Source organism: Enterococcus sp. DIV1368b (assembly GCF_050529595.1).
Taxonomy (GTDB): Bacteria; Bacillota; Bacilli; order Lactobacillales; family Enterococcaceae; genus Enterococcus_B; species Enterococcus_B mundtii.
The window spans coordinates 139,227-158,051 of sequence record NZ_CP172883.1 but is presented as its reverse complement, the minus strand read 5'-3'; the positions used below and the strand labels follow the sequence as shown (position 1 = coordinate 158,051).

The following is an 18,825-nucleotide window of genomic DNA, read 5'->3' as shown; positions in this document are numbered from 1 at the left end:
ATTTATTAACAAATTTTAGCTATTGTTATCTTAACAACTAAACAAGCGCTGGAGGTCTTACTTATGACAGAATATATAAAAAGCATTTACTTTATTGAAGAAACACAGAACATTGAAGGATCTTATATTGAAGTCAAAACACTATTTGTTGATGAAGACAAAGAAAAAGCATTGTCGATCTATCACAAATTAGCAAAGAAAAAACCAAACTACTTCGGATTGATTTTAAGTGAGTACAAAATCAAAGCAGAAGATAGTTATTTTTATCAACTTTTGAAACGTTGGTCAAAACTACCCGCTGACTTTTATCGTCAAGTCAAGATCGTCAATTATCAAGCATTAGCCGAAACACACGCTTGATTTTACGCTTTAAGCTTTCTCTAAGGTTCGCCTTGTATCCTTTAGTCAAATCAAAGGAGGCGATCTTATGTTCCGACAATGGCTTGCTCACTTTTTCCATGATCCAACCCCACGAATCGATCCTTATGAAGTCGATAATGAATTTACTCTTACACTAGATTTTCCTAACGATCAAACAATCACCCATTGAATAAGAAATGAACGAGTACTTATCTAGTTGATAGGCACTCGTTCATTTCTTGTGTATTCATTGAAAAATTATTTTAGCGCTTGATTGACGTCTTCAATCATCAAGTTCATTGATTCAAGTCCACCACCACTCAAATACCAAACATCTGGTTGCAATGAAATTACTTGATCATTTTTACCGGCATCTGTTTGTGCCACTAATTCATTTGCAGCTACGTTATCGTTGCTTGTATCTCCACCAATTGCTTTGGTACGATCGATCACAAATAAAATCCCTGGGTTCTTCTCTAAAACATATTCATAAGAAACACTTTGACCATGTGTAGACGCCTCGATTTGATCATCGGCTTGTTTAAAGCCAAATAAATCATGAACTAGTCCGAAACGTGAACCTGAACCATATGCTGAAAGTTGCCCTTCATTCACTAAAGTAACTAAAGCTGTTTGATCAAGCGCACTGGCTTTCTCTTTTACTTCATCAATTTGTTTCGTTAAATCTGTTAATTTTTCTTCTGCCTCTTTTTCTTTATCAAAAATCTTTGCCAATGTTGTCACATTTTCTCGCATCGATTCCCATGGCTTTTCTGCATCCATTGCTAAATATAGTGTCGGGGCAATTTGGCTCAACTGTTCCTGATAATCACTTTGACGACCGGAAATAATAATCAAATCTGGTTGCATCTCATTGATTTTTTCCAAATCAGGTTCTTTGATTCCTCCAGCAGATTCAACTTCTTGATATTTTTCTAAGTAAGCAGGTAGATTTTTAGTTGCCGCTCCTACGACTTTGTCTCCAACACCTAATGCATCAAGTGTATCTAATGATCCATTGTCGAACACTACAACTTTCTCAGGATTTTGTTGCACTTCCACAGATTCCCCGTTGCTATCTTTGACTGTCAACATTGTATCCGTTGCGACAGTACTTGATGCTGTTGTTTCACTCGTTTGTGCTTCGTTATTTCCACATGCTGTTAATCCTAATGATGCCATGACTAAAAATCCTAAAACTATTTTCTTCATTTTGATGCTCCTTCGTAGTTTTTAGAAATAAAGACAAAATCTGCGTCCTTCGATTTCACAGATTCGAATGTCCATTTCGTATAATTGATCTAGTACTTCTTTTTTGATAATGTCGTTTGTTTTGCCTTGTCTAAATAACTTTCCTTGTTTCATTGCGACGATTTCATCTGCGTAACTCGCTGCAAAGTTGATATCGTGTAACACAATGACGATCGTTTTTCCTAATTCTTGTACAAGACGTTTTAAAATTTGCATGATCTGTACCGCAAAATTCATATCGAGATTATTGAGTGGTTCATCCAGCAAAATGTAATCAGTATCTTGCGCAAGGACCATCGCAATATACGCTCGTTGCAATTGTCCCCCAGAAAGCGTGTCGATTGTTTGGTCCTTCAGTTCTTCCAACCCTAGGTGTTGGAGTGATTCTTCGATGATCTGATGGTCTTTCGTTGTCAACTTTCCTTTCGAATAAGGAAAACGCCCGAACGATACAAGCTCTTCGACTGTGATTTTCATACTGACCTCATTGGATTGTTTCAAAATAGCTAGTTTTTTTGCCATCTCTTTGGACTTCCAAGCTTTTACTTCATTGTGATCCAAGTAGATCTCACCTGCATCTTTAGGAATCAAACGACTGATCATAGAAAGAACGGTTGACTTTCCTGCGCCGTTTGGACCGATGAAGGCTGTCAATTGTTGATCCGAGATTTCCAATTGCAAGGCCTCGACGACCGTTTTTCCTTGGTAAGACTTCTCGACACTATTCAAATTGATCATCCCAGTTCCTTCCTTTCTCGAATCAATTTTGTAATAAAGTAAATACCCCCTGTGAACTCTACAACCACACTGACCGTCGTGTTCCACCCAAACACTTGCTCAACGATCAATTGTCCCCCAGTCAAAAACAAGAAAGCAATCAAAAAACTTCCTAATAGTAAAACACCATGACGATACGTTGCAAACAAACGATAGCTGACGTTTGCGACAATAAATCCAAGAAAGGTGATTGGTCCCACCAAAGCAGTGGCTGTTCCTGTCAACAAGCTGACACAACAAAGAATAGAAAATTGAAAACGCTCTGTCTCAATCCCAAGGTTCGTTGCTTGATCCTTCCCTAGATGAAAGACATCCAGAAAATGTCTTTTATAAAAAAGGAACACCCAACAACAGCCAATCAACAATGCAGCAGGTAGGAGGTAGGCAGTCTGGACATTACCGAAACTAGCAAATAACTTCCCTTGCAACAAATCATATTCATTCGGGTCCATCACCACTTGTAAAAACGTACTGATACTATTGAAAAGTGTCCCTAAAATCATCCCAGTCATCAATAATAAGAATAAGTTAGGAGCTTCTTTTCGTAATAAAAAGAAAAATAATAACTGGCTTAAGCCAACCATCAATGCCACGTTGACTAAGAAAAAGCCTGTGCCTGTTTGCTGAAGCATCGTCACACCACCAATCAAGAAAAAGAGGAGGGTTTGAACAAGTACATAGAGGGAATCGAGCCCTAACACAGAAGGTGTCAAAAATTGATTTTGGGTAATCGTTTGGAAACTAACGGTCGCACTGCTCGTCGCAAGTGCCACTAAAATGAACGCCATGATTTTTTTGCTTCGTAAGGCCCATGCAAATGCCCAATTACCATACGTATTGATGGTCAAATAACCAATCGTCACACCAATCACGAGTAGAGACAAAATAAAAAATAGACCAGTGATCTTTTTACCCATGTTTGCGCCCCCTTACTAACAAGTAAAGGAAAATCAAACCACCGATGATCCCTACGATGACGCTGACTGGGATTTCATAAGGAAAAATCACAAGACGAGCGATCATGTCACAGATAAGCAAAAAGATACTACCAAAAATGGCGGTAATTCCTAACGTTTTATGTACCTGATCCCCATAGAGCTTTGCTGTGATATTTGGAATGATCACTCCCAAGAAAGGAATCGTCCCAACCATGATCAAAGTGATCGCACTGGCTAAAGAAACAAGACCAATCCCTAGTAGTTGCATGTTGCGATAATTCATCCCTAAATTCACTGCGAACGATTCACCTAAGCCTACGATCGTAAATTGATAGGCAAAAAAAGATAAGATAAGTAATAAAGGAATCGTTACATACAATAATTCATAATTTCCCCGCATGACTGTTGCAAAATTTCCTTGTAGCCATGAAGACATGTTTTGTACTAACTGAAACTGATAGGCGAAAAATGTTGCAGCAGAGCCGATAATATTTCCTAGCATCACGCCGATCAATGGTAACATCAGCTGATTTTTTTGTGGAAAAAATCGTGCAAAAGATAAAAATAAGAGCGTACCTGCAAACGCAAATAAAAATGCAGTTGCTGAACGAATCCACAAAGAAGCATTCGGTAAAAAGAGCATCACCACTAAGATACCCAATCTCGCACTATCCATCGTGCCAGCTGTCGTTGGTGAAACAAATTTATTTTGAGTCAGATGTTGCATGATCAACCCACAAATACTACTCGTTGCCCCTACCAGTACTAAACAAATCGTTCGCGGAAAACGTGTCGCCAACAACAATTGCATACTCTGTCCTTCAAATCGGATAATCTCCATGAATTCCACTCGAGACACGCCAATAAATAGCGAACATATACTTAAAATAACTAAAAAAACCATCAAGCGACCCACGCGCATTTCCCTTTACCTCGCTAACTGAGAATGATTCTCATTCTTATTCTAAGTGAAGCATTGAACAAAAGCAACCGTTTTTTAATGAAATAAGAGCAATCCCTATAAATTTTAGAATACGTGTACGATACAAAAATAAAATTCATTTTTGTTTCTGACCTTAAAAATGTGGGAAGCTATTTCTCAATTTCTGCCTTAATGCTTGGAGCTAAACGACTTTCTCACCACCTGGCTACACGGTGATCCAAAAGCTAACCTTCAACACTAAGCTAGAAAATGACAAAATATGAAAAACTATTTTTCAATTTTCTAGCTTACTGATCAGGTCAAAATGCTTCTGTCACAACCTCTATGTTATAATGACTTAAAACAACAAAGGAGGAAATTGGATGGCATCAGATGAATTGAAAAATCATTTGGACAAAGGAATGTATGGCACGCCCTTGGTCAACCCAGAAGAACAGCATAAATACCTAGGTACCTTTCGTGAACGTTGCTACCTCAGTATGACCGTTGCTGAAATGAATGAGCCGACAAATAAAGAAAAGTTCCTACAAGAACTAGAGAAACGACCAGAAGCATTTATTCTGATAAACGGGACCTTACCCCTGGATATCCAGAATCAATACATCCAATTGGCAACGAAAAATCAAACGAAATTCACGGTTGTAAACGATCATGTTTCCGAAGATCCGGAAAGTATTGGTCTACTGATCGCAAGCAAAGAAGCAGTGAATGAACCTGTGATCGATGTAGAAGAAAAATATCCAACGAAGCAAGAGGAAGAAGTACCCAAGAAAAAAAGCTTTTGGGACCGATTATTCAAGTGATTTCAAAAGGCAAACTAAATTTTTGAGTTTCTAATCAAAACTTGTCAGCGTTCGGATGCTCCTCTAGCAAAACAAAAATCATTCACAAACTAGATAAATCTAGTAATGTGGATGATTTTTTTGTTTATTACAATCGTTATTAAGTTATTAAGTTTTTAATTTTTTACGATTTGTAGTTTCATTGGTTCAATAGTTTCAATTTTTTGCTCCATTCCTAGGTAGTTTCCACATATTTTGATTTATCATGAACTATTTAAAATATGTGCCTTTGTCATACAATTATTGATTGCTAACACTCACTGAAAGCATCATCCCAAAACAAAGTTCTACAATTTCCTGATTTTCTTTAAAAATCTTTAGATACATGTCTTTCTTTTTTAGTTCTGTAATATTGTAAAAATCTCCATAAAAAACATCTGCTTCTTTATAAGTCAAAAATACACTGATTTGGTTTTCATAAGTCCTTATAAAGATTTTCAGCTTAAAATCACCTCGGGAAATTTTATACATGATATTACCATCACCTATATTATCAGTTATACTCTCACCTTCTGATAGGAAAAGCTCCATCAATTCTAACTCATCATATTTCATTTTCTTATCTCCCTTACTTAGGAATCACTGTAATTACTAATCCCAAATCATTAATTATTACTGTAACATCACTAGTTTCTAACTTCCATGTATTTATTTGATTTCCACGGGTTTTCACACCCTTGGATATAGCATTTTCGATTACTGATGGCGGAATATTCCTTGGCTGTACATATTTTTTTATGAAATCACTATACTCATTTGTTCCAGGAATATATCCCATATTTTTTGCGATTTTTTGTGCTCTAATATTCAATTGTGCTCTAACTTCTGGTATATCAGGTGCCATTCTTTCTAGAGCATGGCTAGAGTATTTACGGCCATTTATATTTGCACCTTCTCTATTTAAACTCCAAGATGACTTATCAATATCCCACCCACTCGCCTCCTCAATCTTACCATTCTCCACCTGCTTCACACCAGTAGTCGTCAATACTTTGTAAGACGCATAAGTAAAGCCTAAGACCATCAAGGCTTGACCGAGTTCAGATTCGTTGATCCATGTATAGCCATCTTTGACATATTGCGAGGTAGAAACGAGACTGCCTAAGAGTGGGTCTAGTTTTTCGCCGGTTTCGTAATTGACACCTTGACGCCATGCTGCATTGACTTTCTCTTGGTAGGTGTCATACGTCATGAATTGGATCAATTCAGGGTCTAAGTAATGGCCTACTTTCGTGACATATTGATACAGCTCGGGGTTCACGATGCCGTAGCCTGATTGCTTGTCCTCGATTTTCCAAAAGACACGTGGGTTGCCCTCGCTATCGTGAATAATGAGAGCATAGACATTGTACTTTTCTAGTTCTTTGTTTTTAGTTGGATCGATGCCTTTTTTCTCGTTGTCTGCTTGTTGCCATTTGTCTTGGATCGTGGTTGTCCAGGACAAATCTTTTGGCATAGAGAATGTTTTCGTTTGGCTATTCCAAGCAGTTTTTGTTTGGGCAAGTCCTTGATTCACTGCTTGTTCGAGACTTTTGATTTCTGTAAAAAACTGCGCGGAGCTTTGGTTGTAAGCTAAGAGTTTTTGGAGTTTTTCTTCCAGCTTGTGTTTCAAGTCATGATACATTGTGAGTAACAATGTATTTTGATTGAGTTGAAAGCCTTGATGTTCTTCTGGCATATAAGGTGAAAGAAGCAATTGCCTTATTCCCTCGGCTTGAGTGATATATTGATTCATTTGGCGAATCTGTGCTTCTAATTCGGATTGTTTCAAGCTAATGGAGTCGACTTGTTCTATGTACTGTTGTGGAAATCGTTTCGCTGCTTTCTCGACCGCTTCGGAGAGTAAGATTCCTCCTTGCACGAGTGGGTAAAGTACTTGGGAAAAATAGGCTTTCGCAGCGTCGTAGGTTTTCCCTTGGAGATTGGGCGTTTGTAAAGTGAATTGAGTGATGGCTTGTTGGAGATTTTGGTAATCAGTGACTTGTTTTTGGCAGAAGTGGCTGGCACTCGTAGCTTGGGCTAAAGAATCGGACAGGTACATCTCAATACTCATATGTTGTTCTCCTTATATATATTGGTCTATTTACTACTTTCTCTAAAAATTCCTCCTTACATTTTTAAAACGCTTTCACAAAACATTGTAACAAACCATTGCTATCTATAAGATGAAAGTTCGATTAGATAGGTGTTGTTACCTAATTTTATCAAGTTTGTCGTACTCCTTTGTCTTTTTTAATCGTAGAGATTGGACGACTCGTCATACCTTCACTCCTAGACTATAAGCAGTGCTCAGTAGTAATTATTTCAAAAAATAAGCAACTTGATCCAAACAGGTAAGCTGTTTTTGGATCAAGTTGCTAAATGTGGCTGAATACTTTTGATACAGCCCTTATTCATGACTTATTTTAGTTCTGTGTCTTGATCACTTCAGGATACAACAATTCCAACACGTTCATCGTCAGTCTTCTGCCTTTTCCAGCAAATGGATAGACGTGCATGTGCATCGCTGGATTGAAGTTGGCTTCGATGATGCCATAGGCTTGGTCATCTGTTTGAGGATCAATATCTTTATCTGGAATGATCAGGTCGATCCCGCTGATTTTTGCACCTAAGGCTTCTACTGCTTGTTGGGCAATTTGCTTATACGCTTCGGAAAATTCATCCGTCACGTCAATTGAATCGCCACCTGTACTGATATTGGAATTTTCGCGTAAATACACGATTTGATCTTTTTCAGGTACAGAATGGATGGTTAGTCCTTGCTCTTTTAACATCAACTGCTCAAGTTCACCTAACTGGATCAATTCCAATGGTGCACGATGGTGACTGCCTCTTAATGGATCTAGGTTTTTTTCAGCGACAAGTTCTTCCACCGTCCGTTTTCCGTCACCCACAACATTGGCAGGAACACGAAGTAAGATCGCTTTTACTTGCCCATCGATCACAAAGAAGCGATATTCTGTTCCAGGCATGAATGCTTCAACTAGTACAGAAGTATCTTCACGAAAAGCGATTGCTAAACCAGCCTGGTAATCTTCTAAAGATGCTCCTTCTTTGAAGATCGTGATCCCTAACCCATAATTTGTCGATTTAGGTTTAATAACAAAGGCTTGTTCTGCAAATCGTGGATAAGCGTTCAAAGCCTCTTCGATTGAAGTAAATTCGGCTCCTTCAGGTACACGGAATCCGGCCTCTTTTAGCACTTTTTTAGTGACTGTTTTATTTTCCATGATCAATGGCACAATGTAGCTGTCTTTACTTGTCATATTGGCATTTTTCACATATTCGATATGCTCTTGATGCTGTAGACGTAAAAATTGATCTGATTCATCTATGACCTTTACTTCGATGCCCTTTTGGATCGCATCAAACATCAGAATCTGTGTCGACAGCTCCATGTCACGAAATCCCGCTAATTGATACGAACGTTCATAACTTTCTTCTTCATACTGTTTTCCTAAAGTATAAGCAAAGTCATGCTGGCTTGTTTGTTGTGCTTGCTGATAAATCTTGCCTGCCAATGTTTCACGTGGTTGATCCAATTGTGCGATCATGTCATCGATCAATGGTAGGCGTTCGGATTGTCCTAAAGCTACAAGCATCTCTTTCATTCCTTGAAGAAGCAGCATTCCTTCATCATAAAAAGCAGTTTGATCCATAGGGTTTTCTAACGACACGTGTTCATTTCGCTGCTCGCCTTCTTCGACCCATGCATCGACTGCTACGTCATGTTCCATCCATAGCATATACATTAAGAACGATTGTAAAAACTGAACTTGTGCTTGACTGATCCCTACACGTGCGTAAGGATTTAAATCAATATTTCTCAGTTCAATATAGCGAATACCTGATTTTGCTAAATCAGCTACACGTTTTCCACCACGAAAACGGATCGGTGCATAGAATTCTTTTTCTTCGGATAACTTGCCTTCTTCCACCATTTTTTCAATATCGGTTAAATATTGTTGCATTGACGCATAGGATACTTTGACATTCGGATGGTTCGTATAACCATAGGAACTATTACGAATACTGCGTACCGGTTCTGCTGGTGCTGGTTTGCCGACAAAATAGTGGTCTTCACTTAGAGGTGACGCCCCAAACAAATAAGTGATCAACCAACGATAACGCAAGAAATTCTGTGCTGTTTTAAAATATAATTCTGTTTTAAATGCTGCAAAGTCGGTAAACTCTGTTTGTTGTACAAACAAGGATTGTAAAAGATCATCGCCAAACTCAAAGTTGAAATGGATGCCGCTGACCATTTGCTTGCGTTTGCCATATTCCTTTGCTAAATAACGACGATACAAGACATCTTCAAAATTAGAAAGCTTCGCAATCATGATCTCTTCGTCTTTTTCAGGTAAAGCCGGAGGCATACTTAAAGGCCAGATCATTTCATCATCTGCCATTGAGCGTGAAGCAACGTCGTAGATTGCTTCCAAGTATTTAAAAAGTTCGTTGATAGAATCCGTGACCGGAGTAATCAATTCGACTTGAGTTTCACTAAAATCTGTCTGGATGTATGGATGATACGTACGATCCCCAAAAATCTCAGGATGATCGGTTGTTGCCAACTTTCCAGAGAAGTTCACACGTTGCCCTTCACGTTCAACCCCAAAACGGGCTTGACTAATGAATGGTAGTGAACGAGGATGCAGTAATAATTCTTTATAGTTCATGGTTAAATGTCCTCCAATTCATATGTTTCATTATAGTAAAAACCGCCAAGAAAAAGAATGAAATTGTTTGAAAATGAGAAAAAAGGGGTGTTTTTTTAAAAAAACACCTGATATTGTAGGAAAATGACTCCAAACTGAACAACAAGATAGCACATAGCCAGATAGGACAGTCAAAAAAATCGCTGGTTCATTTTTGGTTTATATTCGAAATATTGTTCCTTGAATATCGCTAGTCCATTGGAAGGAAGGAGAAAAAAGAGCCTGAAACAAACGGAACCTCTTCAAAAATAAAGGGAAAACCACGGAAATTTAAAGAACGATTCCCGTGGCTTCTTTTTTATTTCTTGAAGTTGAACACCTTTGTTACAAGCTCTTTAGATGAACTTATGCTCATATACTGTTTATTCTTCTTTCAATAAGCCTTTAAATAGACCGATGACAAAGTCATTTGGATCAAAAGCTTCTAAATCATCGATGCCTTCACCCAAACCAACAAGTTTGACCGGCAAGTGCAATTCATTACGAATGGCTAAGACGATTCCACCTTTAGCTGTACCGTCTAATTTTGTTAAAACTAGCCCTGTCACATCAGAGGTTTCTTTGAACTGTTTCGCTTGGACCATGGCATTTTGCCCTGTCGTCGCATCTAACACAAGTAAGATCTCATGTGGTGCTTCTGGTAATTCTCGTTGGATCACACGTTTGATCTTCTCTAATTCGTTCATCAAATTGACTTTGTTTTGCAGACGTCCAGCTGTATCAACAAGTAAAATATCTGCTTGTTGTTCTTTGGCTTTTTCGATGGCATCGTAAACGACTGCCGCAGGATCACCACCAGCTTTGCCTCGAACCACTTCAACTTCTGCACGTTCTCCCCAAACGACTAACTGATCGATCGCACCCGCACGGAAAGTATCTGCTGCGGCTAACAATACCTTTTTGCCTTCCGTTTTGTATTGATGTGCTAATTTACCGATACTCGTCGTCTTTCCTACACCATTGACACCAACAAAGAGGATCACTGTTAATCCTTCTTCTTGGAGATTCAATGTATTGACTTCATCGATGCCTTCTTGCTCATAAAGCTCAACTAATTTTTCGATGATCGCATTTTGGATCTCAGCTGGTTTCTTGGCATTTCTTAGCTTCACTTCTTGGCGTAACGCTTCAGTGATCTTGATGGCTGTTTCAAAGCCAACATCTGCACCGATCAATGTTTCTTCCAATTCTTCGAAGAAATCTTCATCGACCGTACGGAAATTCGCAAACAGTTCATTCATTCGTTCACCGAACGTTTTACGGGTCTTTTCTAGACCCTTGTCATATTTCTCTTGTACTTCTACTTCTTCTGGTGCTTCTTCACCAGTAAAGGCTCGTTTGATCTTATCAAAAAATCCCATAGTATACCTCCTTTACACTAAAACAAATTGTTGGATCGCTTTTGCTACCCCATGTTCGATGTTACTTGCCGTGACATGATCAGCGGCTTCTTTGACAAAAGGTACCGCATTTTCCATGGCTACACCAAGTCCTGCGTATTCGATCATCGGTAGATCATTTTCCTCATCTCCGATTGCCATGATCTCACTACGTTCAAGTCCTAAATCTTTCGCTAATAAAGAAATACCATATGCCTTAGTGACGCCTTTTGGCATAAATTCTAATAAAACATTGCGCGTTTTGATAATCTCATACGACTCATAATAAGCGCTTGGAATCTCCTTGATTTTTGCATCTAGTTCTTCTTGCTCATAGGCAATGACTGCTTTGTTCAACACAAACTCATCTGTGATATCAGCTAGTACTGCTGGTTGGAATTGCAATAAGTTGTTTAATACATTGTACATCGATTGCTTTTGAGGCGCACTAGGTAATTGCAAGACGACATTATCTGATAAGACGTCTAACGGCAAGTCTAGTTCTTGTGCCAACGCATAAAGACGATGGATATCAGACACAGACATCGCTTTTTTCTCGATGATTTCACCTGTATCATTTTTCTGCACTAAGCCACCGTTGAAGGTAATGCTATAATCGCCTTCTTCGACTAAACCTAATTCTTGTAAATAGTGAGCCATCGCTGCTAACGGACGCCCCGTGCATAAAACGATTTTTACCCCTTGTGCTTTTGCTTGAGCCAAAGCTTGTTTATTCTCAGATGAGATTTTCTTTTCTTCGTTCAATAGTGTTCCGTCTAAATCGATAGCGATTAATTTGATCATTTCGTCCCCTACACTTTCGTTTCACTCATTCTTCCTTCTTCATTGATGTCTTCCATACGGACAGAGACGATTTTTGAAACCCCAGACTCTTGCATGGTCACACCGTATAAGACATTCGCAGCAACCATCGTCCCTTTACGATGCGTCACCACAATAAACTGTATATCGTCTTGGAACTCGCTGAGATAGCGACCAAAGCGTTTGACATTGGCTTCATCTAGCGCAGCTTCGACCTCATCAAGGATACAAAACGGTACAGGGCAGACACGAATAATCGAAAAGAGCAACGCAATCGCAGTCAATGCACGTTCTCCTCCTGAAAGTAAACTTAAACTTTGTAGTTTTTTACCTGGAGGCTGAACTTCGATTTCAATCCCTGTCTGCAACAAATCAGTCGGATCAGTCAACACAAGCTCTGCGCGACCGCCACCAAACATGTTTGGGAAAACGATTTTGAATTCTTGGCGGATTGCTTCAAAAACTTCTTTGAAACGAGTCCGTACCTCATCGTCCATTTCATCCATTGTTTCAAATAATTGATCCTTAGCCGATAATAAGTCATCCCGTTGCGCAGCCAAAAAGGTATGACGTTCATTCACTTGCTCATACTGCTCAATGGCGTTCAGATTTACTGGGCCTAAACGATCGATTTGTTGTTTCAACGAAGCAACTTCTACCCGGCTGTTCGCTACATCCGTTGTTTCTTCATAAGATTCACAGGCTTTTTCATAATTCATCTGATACTCCGTTTGAAGATAATTCAAATGATTATCCAAAATCATTTCCGCACGATTCTTTTGGACCTCTAACTGTGACTGCTCTGTCAAAAGTTCTTTTTGTTTACGGTTTTCAGCTAATAGGTCGGCATCCAACGCATCGATGGTCGTTTGCATTTCTTCACGTGACTGTTTGGCGTCTTCTAGAGAAGCTTTTAAGCGATCTCTTTCTGTCGCTAAATCAGCGATTCGTTGATCTAAGCTTTCTTCTGTCAGTTCGTGATCAGAGAAGTCCGCAGTCAATGCATGCAGTTGTTGTTCTAGTCCTTCTTGTTTGGCTAATGCCTCATTTTTTTGTACACGTGCGCCACGTAGTTGGATCTGTAAGTGATTGTATTGCTCTTTCAATACGGCTAATGAGGCTTGCTCCTGTGCTTGTTTTTCCTGGATCTGCGCGCGACGTTCTTCCATCTTGTCACTTTCTTGACTCAATGAACTGATTTCAGCATCGATCGCTTGGCGTTGTACTTCTAGTTCTTGCTGTTTTGCTAAAAGCTCTGCCTGTTGTTTTTGGTAATTCTCCATGAATTGTTGCAGTTCACGCGTTTCATAACTTGAGATTTGCTGTTCTTTTTCAAAACGAGTGAGTTCGTTGGCCACATTTTGTCGTTGATTTGCTACTTCTTGTTCTTCAAAGCGTAACTGTTCTCCTTGTGTCCGCAGAAGTTCTTGTTCTTCTGCCAAAACCGTGACTTCTTGTTGCAATGCTTGGACTTTCTTTTCTTGACTTTGCAATTCCTGATCGGCTTGTTGAAACTCACTAGTCAATTGTTTTAATTCTTGATTTTGTGCAAACAAACTTCCTTGATTGCCTCGCTTCGTCGCCCCACCAGTCATTGAACCACCGGCATTCATGACATCACCTTCTAGTGAGACCACACGATACTGGTAACGAATCTGCTGGGCAATGGCATTGGCACTTGCTAAGTCTTTTGCTAATAGAATCGTCCCTAATAGATTGTGAACGATTGTCTGGATCTGTTCGGGATAAGTCACTTGTTCGCTAGCGATTCCGATAAACCCGTCAACTGTTTGCGCTTGTGCAAAAATATGTGCAGGTAATTGGCGAGGTTTGATTGTCGTTAATGGTAGAAACGTTGCTCGTCCGCCTTTTTGTTGTTTCAGATAAGTGATCGCTTGACGTGCATCGCCTTCATTTTCAACAATGACATGTTGCGCTGAACCACCCAAAGCTGTTTCGATTGCCAATGTATAATCAGCTGGAACATCGATCAATTCAGCAACCGCTCCAACGATACCTGAAAGACGTTGTTTTTGTTGCAAGATCAAACGTACACCTTGATAGAAGCCAAAGTAATTTTCTTGGATTTCTTGTAAACTTTTCTGACGTGCCCGCAATTGTTGGACTTGGTTCATCAGTTGATACATTTTAGGCTGTTCTTTTGCCAAGCGCTCTTGTGCTTGTTTTCCTTTTGTTTGCACAAGTTCAAGTGACGCTTTGACCTCATTCAAAGCTTGTTGTAGCTTTTCATGTCGCTCTGTCAACTCGATTTGCTTAGCGGACATTTCCGCAACATTCGCTTCCACTTCCGATTGTTTGGCTAGTGTTTGCTGACTTTTAGATGTCTCTTGGACATATTGACGCTCCAAGTACTTCAATTCATTGCCGACAGTTGCTTGTTCTTGCATTAAATCGACATACTGATCGCGCAATTCTGCCAACAATTCTTTTGTTGATTTTTGGTATTTCTCCAATTCTTGTTGCGTACTCATCAGTGCTTTTTCAGCCTGTTGGATCTCTGCTTCTTTTTGACTGACTTCTTGTGTCAAAGTCGCTTGTAATTCTTCAAAATGAGCCACTTTTTCTTGCACTTCAGTTAAAGAAGCTTGGTATTCTTTTGAGCTCTTTTGGGTATGCTTCGTTCGCTCAAGTAATACTTCTTTTTGTCCTTCTGTTTGCTTTAATTTTTCTGACAACGCTAATAACGTTTGTTGATTTTTTTCGATCATACGGTCGGCCTGGTTATTTTGTTTACGTTTGTCGGCTAATAACTGTTCCTTTGTTTGGATCTGTGTCGTTAAGGACGTTAGTGATTGGTTGAACTGATCTAATTGTATTTGTCGTTCATCCCACTCTTTTTTTGCCGCTTTGATTTCAGCAATCATCAAAGAGATATCTGTGTTAGTCAATGTTTCTTTTAATCGTAAAAACTCCTTCGCAGCCTCACTCTGGGCGGCCAAAGGAGTTAATTGCTCTTCAAGTTCATAGATGATATCTTGGACACGACTTAGATTATCCTCTGTTTCAAAAAGCTTTTGCTCCGCCTTTTTCTTGCGCTGTTTGTATTTCAAGACTCCAGCTGCTTCTTCAAAAATCCCTCGTCGGTCTTCTGGCTTACTACTAAAAATTGCTTCGACTTTTCCTTGAGAGATGATCGAAAATGATTCTTTCCCTAAGCCAGAATCCATAAATAATTCTTGGATGTCTTTCAAACGGCAAGGTTGTTTATTGATGAAAAAGTCGCTTTCACCTGTTCGACGGTAACGACGTGTCACACTGATCTCACTATACTCTAGTGGCAAGTAATGATCAGAGTTGTCTAATACGACGGTTACTTCAGCGACATTCAATTGTTTACGGGAATCAGAACCGGCAAAAATAATATCCGGCATTTTCCCACCACGAAGGCTTTTCGCAGACTGTTCTCCTAGTACCCAACGGATGGCCTCGGTAATATTACTTTTCCCGCTACCGTTTGGTCCAACGACCGCTGTGACACTATTTTCAAACTCAATGATTGTTTTATCTGCAAATGATTTAAAGCCGGCTATTTCAATGCGTTTTAAATACACGAAGTCTTTCCCTCACTTACTTAGTGCTGCTAAAGCATTCTCAGCAGCAGCTTGTTCTGCTAGTTTTTTCGATTTTCCTTGTCCAGTTCCAATCAACCGATCATCAACGTATACTTCGATCCAAAAAATACGTTCGTGTGCTGGACCTTCTTCATTGATCAAACGATATTCGATCAACACGTCTCCTGCTTTTTGCAATACTTCTTGTAATCTTGTTTTATGATCCATCTCATGGGAAAAAGCACCGGCACGTACCTTCGGAAAAATCACCGTTTCAATAAACGCATGTGCTGCGTCAAATCCTTGATCAAGGTATAACGCTCCTAAAAAGGCTTCAAACAGATCACAAAGAAGCGCTGGACGGGTTCGTCCGCCTGAGTTCTCCTCACCTTTTCCTAACAGGATGTACTGGTCAAAACGACATTCCTTGGCAAATTTGGACAAACTATCTTCACGCACGATAGCTGCACGAGTTTTGGTCAATTTTCCTTCTGGGATATCTGGATACAAACGATACAGATATTCAGAAACCATTAACTCTAATACAGCATCTCCTAAAAACTCAAGACGTTCGTTGTCGGATAGTTGCAAATTGCGATGCTCATTCACATAGGATGAATGGGTAAAAGCTTGTTCAAGTAAGTTTAAATCGTGAAAAACGATGCTATACTTTTCTTTCAATTCTTTTGTTAGCTGATTGTCCATTTCCCACATTCCTTTATGGCTATTTTTTCAATACTTCCTTATTATACTGGTTTTTTATAAAATATGAAATGGTTGAGACAAAAGGTATGAAAAGCTTTATAAACCATGTTGGAGATTCTCTTTCATAAAAATATATTAAAACTTGTAATATTCCTAAATCCAGATCATTACTCATTAAAGAACAAAAAAGCACTTTTCAAAAAACAGAAAAATGCCTTTTTAAAGTTATATTAATTGTAGTTGGAATCAGCGATTATTCAGTCAGTATGATTTATCATACGTATATTTAAACAATGTCCTCGGATTTTAATAGGAGTACTTCCATTACAATATAAGCAATGAACATATCTTGCTCTTTTCATTTCTATGTAATCTTAAAAAATAAGCAACAACATCAGATTTTATAGGTATGAAGTATATCTGATCTGATTAATGCATCTTGTTAAGTAGACAAACTAATTTATGTATTATCGTTCAAAATCGTTCTTTCAATATCCAAAAAATTTTCTGCCTCTTCTTCGTATCCAAGCAACCTTAGCATCTCAATAGTTATCGAGCCATCAAATTCAAAATCCCCAACGACAGACTGATACAATCGGAAAAAAAATTTCCAATATATTCTTCCTTTTAAATAATCTGAGTCCTTTGTTTCATCATACAAAATTCCTAACAAATCCAAAATCCTATCATAATTTTTTTCGGAAAATTCTAAAATGATAGAGTTTATAATAAATTTTATTAATGCGTGTTGATATTTAGGTATACCTTTAAATTTCCTAAACTGATTGAGCACATCCTTATATTGAAATAATCGGTATTCCTTTTTAAAGACTCCTAAACAATTAGTATACATTGCTAATTCAAAATATCCCCACTCCTCTATCCTACTCAAATAATCCAAAATTTTTTTTGATTCATTTTCATCTATCTTACCAAGTTGATAATTTGGCAATTTTTCAGCGACTGCTTTTATTTGAACAATTAGATACAGAAAAAAAACGTCTTTACTTTTTTTATATTCTTCTTGTAAGTTATCTAAATACTCTTTTGCATGATACTCAGAAATAATTGCACTCCTAAAATTTTTTCGTAGGTGCTCTTTTTTACTTAATTGATAGTTATAATACTCCAAATAGTAGTCATCTATTTGAATATTCATTCTTTCCAAGTATTGCCAAATGGTATCTATGTCAATTCTAGCGGTATCATTTTCAAACCGCTGTAATGTGCTTATCGAATGTACCCCTGCGCTCAACTCTCTTCGTGTTATTCTTCTATCGGTTCTTAATTTTTTAATCAATTCCCCATGTTCCATATAAAATCACCAAATTTTCTACTTATTTTTGACTAACTTTGGTGCAAACTATCAAATAATCTTATTATATAACTAAGATACATTATAACATTTCGTAATACACTAAATAATAATACAGTAAGGAACTAATCTATAACAACTATAATTATCTTTATTTGGCAATCGCATATCTTAATAAATAAGGAATCGACCTAATCCAAATGAGGAATATTACTTGAGAAAACATCAATAAAAAGAACAAAGGTTCATAAAGTTTTCCTATAACAATCGGAAGATAAAAACTTTAAATCTACTAACAAAAGGAGGGAAAACGATTTCTTTTATAATGATATTATTTGGTTGGGAAGTTGTCAATCCGTAGCAGATCAATAGAAAATATTTTCAAAAATTTGTTAGTACCATAAAAAAATATATAGTGAAAGGTCGAATAATATGAACATAAATAAATTAAAAATGCTATTAACTACCTCTATGGCGATTGTAACCTTAGCAACACCGTTAGTTCCTTCACTAAGTTCTGTTGTTTACGCATCAGATAGTGAGAATCAAAAAGTGACGCAAGTTAACAATTTTGAAGATAAGACAATTGCTGAATTAATGAACGAAGCACAATTAAGATATTCAAGTTCGATTTTGCCCAATACAATAGCATCAACTCAAAATACCATTGCTACAGATTTTGAACAGAAAGTAATGAATATGACAGTCAAAGATGTAAAGAATCACATGGATGAATTGATGGAAGAGTTTGATGGTGCTAGTTATGGGTCTCGTGCAGTAGCAGGCGTAGGTGGCAAACTGCAAAATGGTGGCTGGAATATGTACTATAATACTAGCACTGGTAAAACGTCTGTGTATAATTTCTATGATCGACTTGTCATGGGAACTGGAGGCAACTTATTGTACACGGTCATATTAGACACTCTTGCTGCTACATGCGGAATCACAGTTGCTGGTGCAGTGATTATCGCTATTTGTAATTTAATTGCAGGTGAATTGGTTAGAAAAACGGCAAGCGCCCGTGGTCTGGTATCTAGTCACGGAAATACCGGAACCGTTCGAGTGACACTAACTGACGAACTATGGTCGTCAAAATACAACGCAAGTTGGTGATTACAATAACTATTTATATTTTTTTAGTTGTTTTTGTTGGTTTACTAAAAATCATTACACAGTTAAATGAAATAATTGGTTTACTAC

The 18,825-nt window shown here is 38.2% G+C and carries 16 protein-coding genes; 4 read left to right on the top strand and 12 right to left on the bottom strand.

From position 1 onward, the window contains the following. Nucleotides 1-63: 63 nt before the first annotated feature. Complete coding sequence (locus IGJ19_RS00775) at nucleotides 64-360, top strand: hypothetical protein (protein ID WP_010734416.1); 297 nt, start codon at nucleotides 64-66, stop codon at nucleotides 358-360. A gap of 67 nt (nucleotides 361-427) precedes the next feature. Further along, complete coding sequence (locus IGJ19_RS00770; protein ID WP_254905451.1) at nucleotides 428-550, top strand: hypothetical protein; 123 nt, start codon at nucleotides 428-430, stop codon at nucleotides 548-550. A 68-nt stretch (nucleotides 551-618) separates the two neighbouring features. On the opposite strand, the gene IGJ19_RS00765 is transcribed toward IGJ19_RS00770, so the two are convergent. From IGJ19_RS00765 to IGJ19_RS00750, 4 genes are read right to left on the bottom strand one after another with little or no spacing between them, the layout of a single operon-like run. Further along, nucleotides 619-1,572: a siderophore ABC transporter substrate-binding protein gene (locus tag IGJ19_RS00765; protein ID WP_074800035.1), complete on the bottom strand. Its 954-nt coding sequence runs from the start codon at nucleotides 1,570-1,572 to the stop codon at nucleotides 619-621. Nucleotides 1,573-1,593: 21 nt separating this feature from the next. Continuing rightward, nucleotides 1,594-2,349 carry an ABC transporter ATP-binding protein gene (locus tag IGJ19_RS00760; protein WP_074800032.1) on the bottom strand — a complete coding sequence of 252 codons (756 nt, stop codon included), beginning with the start codon at nucleotides 2,347-2,349 and terminating at the stop codon, nucleotides 1,594-1,596. After that, complete coding sequence (locus tag IGJ19_RS00755) at nucleotides 2,346-3,305, bottom strand: iron chelate uptake ABC transporter family permease subunit (protein ID WP_071868048.1); 960 nt, start codon at nucleotides 3,303-3,305, stop codon at nucleotides 2,346-2,348. Before IGJ19_RS00755 ends, IGJ19_RS00760 begins: the two co-directional genes overlap by 4 nt. Continuing rightward, a complete protein-coding gene (locus IGJ19_RS00750) occupies nucleotides 3,298-4,248 on the bottom strand; it encodes an ABC transporter permease (RefSeq protein WP_071868049.1) in 951 nt (316 codons plus the stop codon). Before IGJ19_RS00750 ends, IGJ19_RS00755 begins: the two co-directional genes overlap by 8 nt. Before the next feature lie 383 nt (nucleotides 4,249-4,631). Here IGJ19_RS00750 and IGJ19_RS00745 point away from each other — a divergent pair, with 383 nt between their 5' ends. Beyond that, on the top strand, nucleotides 4,632-5,072 hold the full coding sequence (locus tag IGJ19_RS00745; RefSeq protein ID WP_071868050.1) for a YueI family protein: 441 nt from the start codon (nucleotides 4,632-4,634) through the stop codon (nucleotides 5,070-5,072). Nucleotides 5,073-5,351: 279 nt separating this feature from the next. Here IGJ19_RS00745 and IGJ19_RS00740 read toward each other — a convergent pair whose 3' ends face one another. The 8 genes from IGJ19_RS00740 to IGJ19_RS00705 form a co-directional block, all read right to left on the bottom strand. Beyond that, nucleotides 5,352-5,666, bottom strand: a complete 315-nt coding sequence (locus IGJ19_RS00740) for a hypothetical protein (protein WP_071868051.1) — start codon at nucleotides 5,664-5,666, stop codon at nucleotides 5,352-5,354. A gap of 13 nt (nucleotides 5,667-5,679) precedes the next feature. Next, entirely contained in the window at nucleotides 5,680-7,164 is a 1,485-nt protein-coding gene (locus tag IGJ19_RS00735; protein WP_430604293.1) for a transposase, read from the bottom strand. A 352-nt stretch (nucleotides 7,165-7,516) separates the two neighbouring features. Beyond that, the gene (gshAB, locus tag IGJ19_RS00730; RefSeq protein ID WP_430604292.1) at nucleotides 7,517-9,793 is read right to left on the bottom strand and encodes a bifunctional glutamate--cysteine ligase GshA/glutathione synthetase GshB; all 2,277 of its coding nucleotides are present in this window, start codon (nucleotides 9,791-9,793) and stop codon (nucleotides 7,517-7,519) included. A gap of 401 nt (nucleotides 9,794-10,194) precedes the next feature. Beyond that, complete coding sequence (ftsY, locus tag IGJ19_RS00725) at nucleotides 10,195-11,193, bottom strand: signal recognition particle-docking protein FtsY (RefSeq protein ID WP_010734424.1); 999 nt, start codon at nucleotides 11,191-11,193, stop codon at nucleotides 10,195-10,197. A gap of 12 nt (nucleotides 11,194-11,205) precedes the next feature. Then, a complete protein-coding gene (locus tag IGJ19_RS00720; RefSeq protein WP_010734425.1) occupies nucleotides 11,206-12,015 on the bottom strand; it encodes a Cof-type HAD-IIB family hydrolase in 810 nt (269 codons plus the stop codon). 8 nt (nucleotides 12,016-12,023) lie between these two features. Beyond that, nucleotides 12,024-15,605, bottom strand: a complete 3,582-nt coding sequence (gene smc / locus IGJ19_RS00715; RefSeq protein WP_071867767.1) for a chromosome segregation protein SMC — start codon at nucleotides 15,603-15,605, stop codon at nucleotides 12,024-12,026. A gap of 12 nt (nucleotides 15,606-15,617) precedes the next feature. Continuing rightward, the gene (gene rnc, locus IGJ19_RS00710; protein WP_010734427.1) at nucleotides 15,618-16,310 is read right to left on the bottom strand and encodes a ribonuclease III; all 693 of its coding nucleotides are present in this window, start codon (nucleotides 16,308-16,310) and stop codon (nucleotides 15,618-15,620) included. Between the two features lie 460 nt (nucleotides 16,311-16,770). Then, nucleotides 16,771-17,625 carry a helix-turn-helix domain-containing protein gene (locus tag IGJ19_RS00705; protein WP_430604291.1) on the bottom strand — a complete coding sequence of 285 codons (855 nt, stop codon included), beginning with the start codon at nucleotides 17,623-17,625 and terminating at the stop codon, nucleotides 16,771-16,773. Between the two features lie 471 nt (nucleotides 17,626-18,096). Between IGJ19_RS00705 and IGJ19_RS00700 the strand changes: the two genes are divergently transcribed. Then, a complete protein-coding gene (locus IGJ19_RS00700) occupies nucleotides 18,097-18,738 on the top strand; it encodes a hypothetical protein (RefSeq protein WP_430604290.1) in 642 nt (213 codons plus the stop codon). The last annotated feature ends 87 nt before the right edge of the window (nucleotides 18,739-18,825 follow it).

Excerpts from the sequence above, each read along its gene's own strand:
- IGJ19_RS00740 (WP_071868051.1), bottom strand. The coding sequence starts at position 5,666 with ATGAAATATGATGAGTTAGAATTGATGGAGCTTTTCCTATCAGAAGGT.
- IGJ19_RS00720 (WP_010734425.1), bottom strand. The coding sequence starts at position 12,015 with ATGATCAAATTAATCGCTATCGATTTAGACGGAACACTATTGAACGAA.
- ftsY (WP_010734424.1), bottom strand. The coding sequence starts at position 11,193 with ATGGGATTTTTTGATAAGATCAAACGAGCCTTTACTGGTGAAGAAGCA.
- IGJ19_RS00765 (WP_074800035.1), bottom strand. The coding sequence starts at position 1,572 with ATGAAGAAAATAGTTTTAGGATTTTTAGTCATGGCATCATTAGGATTA.
- IGJ19_RS00745 (WP_071868050.1), top strand. The coding sequence starts at position 4,632 with ATGGCATCAGATGAATTGAAAAATCATTTGGACAAAGGAATGTATGGC.
- rnc (WP_010734427.1), bottom strand. The coding sequence starts at position 16,310 with ATGGACAATCAGCTAACAAAAGAATTGAAAGAAAAGTATAGCATCGTT.
- IGJ19_RS00760 (WP_074800032.1), bottom strand. The coding sequence starts at position 2,349 with ATGATCAATTTGAATAGTGTCGAGAAGTCTTACCAAGGAAAAACGGTC.
- IGJ19_RS00755 (WP_071868048.1), bottom strand. The coding sequence starts at position 3,305 with ATGGGTAAAAAGATCACTGGTCTATTTTTTATTTTGTCTCTACTCGTG.
- IGJ19_RS00770 (WP_254905451.1), top strand. The coding sequence starts at position 428 with ATGTTCCGACAATGGCTTGCTCACTTTTTCCATGATCCAACCCCACGA.
- IGJ19_RS00750 (WP_071868049.1), bottom strand. The coding sequence starts at position 4,248 with ATGCGCGTGGGTCGCTTGATGGTTTTTTTAGTTATTTTAAGTATATGT.
- IGJ19_RS00735 (WP_430604293.1), bottom strand. The coding sequence starts at position 7,164 with ATGAGTATTGAGATGTACCTGTCCGATTCTTTAGCCCAAGCTACGAGT.
- IGJ19_RS00705 (WP_430604291.1), bottom strand. The coding sequence starts at position 17,625 with ATGGAACATGGGGAATTGATTAAAAAATTAAGAACCGATAGAAGAATA.
- IGJ19_RS00775 (WP_010734416.1), top strand. The coding sequence starts at position 64 with ATGACAGAATATATAAAAAGCATTTACTTTATTGAAGAAACACAGAAC.
- IGJ19_RS00700 (WP_430604290.1), top strand. The coding sequence starts at position 18,097 with ATGGCGATTGTAACCTTAGCAACACCGTTAGTTCCTTCACTAAGTTCT.
- gshAB (WP_430604292.1), bottom strand. The coding sequence starts at position 9,793 with ATGAACTATAAAGAATTATTACTGCATCCTCGTTCACTACCATTCATT.